This is a genomic window from Moorena sp. SIO3I6, from assembly GCF_010672095.1.
In genome coordinates this window covers 1-1,668 of the sequence record NZ_JAAHHU010001110.1, presented here as the reverse complement: position 1 = coordinate 1,668, position 1,668 = coordinate 1, and the positions used below count along the sequence as shown (strand labels likewise).

General features: G+C 40.8%; 2 protein-coding genes. Both read left to right on the top strand.

Features of this window, described 5'->3' with window-relative positions:
• Nucleotides 1-674 (top strand): hypothetical protein (locus F6K49_RS46680; protein ID WP_293109286.1); only part of this gene is annotated, 674 nt, incomplete at its 5' end.
• 345 nt (nucleotides 675-1,019) lie between these two features.
• On the top strand, nucleotides 1,020-1,668 hold a 649-nt coding region (locus F6K49_RS46675), incomplete at its 3' end, for an AAA family ATPase (protein ID WP_293109284.1).

The window sequence follows — 1,668 nt, the reverse complement described above, 5'->3', positions numbered from 1 at the left end:
ATGGCGATAGATGTATCGCTGGAATTAATTCTCTGAAATGTCAATGGATTCGTCCTGTATCTGATTTACCCGATGGTCGCATTCCGAAACCAATGCGTCAAATTGCGGGAAGGGAACCAACGTTACTGGATATTTTAGATATTCCTTTGGCTAAAACTGGACCAGACTTTGGCTTTGAGTGTGAAAATCTTTTGGTATTACCAGGACAATGGCGACGAGTAGGACAAGTTCCTGCTGGATATCTGAATAAGTTTTGTAGCCGGGAAAAATACATTCTCCATAATAATGAGCGCTATGTAACGGAGAGTTTCTTGCAGTCATTACCAGTAGAGCAACGATGTACACTACAACTGGTGAAAGCTGTGGAGTTCTTGGTTCAACCTATTGGTATCAGAGATGAGGGTGTAGAAAAATGGGAAGGTTCACTGGTAACAGATTGTGGACAAGAATTGACTGCTACGATTACTGATCCCGTATTTGTTAGGCATTTAGAGTTAGGGTATCGACCGCAAAATCAGTGTTTGGTTACGGTTAGTCTTAGTATGCCTTGGCGACCTGGTGATTGGCAAAAGGATGGTGACCCTTGTTGGAAGTTGATAGCGGGTGTTATTGAATTATCTAGCAAGTCAGGGAATAAACTGAGAATAGCAATGGATGATGAGCTCCCTTTTTAGGAATAAAATTTAAAGGAATAAAACCTGGGTTGATGTTAGACCATCATGGATATATTTGCCTAGCAAGAATGATAGTTTTATTTAGTTTTGCTACAGAGGATACGGTAATCAGGTCATAAGGTTATAAACTGATAATGTAAGGCGGTGGTATAGGGGATTAAGGTGTACCAATATTTTGTGTAATTGGTATTACTAGGAAGAGATGCGATCGCGTAGCGTAGCCCTTCGGGCTAATCGCATTCTACTAACTAGCTTCCTATAATCAACTAAATCATTCCTTTACCATGGTTTACCATTGACCAAAATTAATGGATAATCCCTAAGTAACCATGGGAGACCCTAGTAATGCTAGTTGAGTTCAGCGTAGAAAATTATCGCTCATTTCGAGAGCGCCAGACCTTTAGTATGGTGGCATCTAATAAAAAAACTGGGCAAGATAGCAATAGTTTCCCCATGCCTAATGTTAAGTCTCTGCGCCTACTCACCAGTGCTGTGGTCTACGGTCCTAATGCTTCGGGGAAGAGCAATCTGGTGCGTGCAATCCAGACCATGCGTCGGATTGTGCTTCAGTCAGCCACTGGCATGCAGCTTGGCAGTAGATGGAATATCGAACCATTTCGGTTAAATGCTGACTGCCAGAAAAGGCCGAGCTGTTTTGAAATTATTTTCATTGAGGATAATATTCGCTACCAATACGCATTTTCCTTAGACCAAGAGCGAGTGTACGAAGAGTGGCTAATCGCATATCCCAAAGGACGTGCTCAAACTTGGTTTGAGCGTAACTATCATTCAGAAAAACAGGATTATGATTGGTATTTTGGACCAAGGCTGAAAGGGGAAAAGGAACGTATTAGGGGTTTTGTTCGCCCAAATTCTTTATTTTTATCTCATGCCGCCCAAAATAACCATGATCAGTTAGGAAATATATTTGAATGGTTTAGAAAAAAGTTAAATTTAATCCCATCAAGTTTAGGTTCTTTATCTTTTGCACATA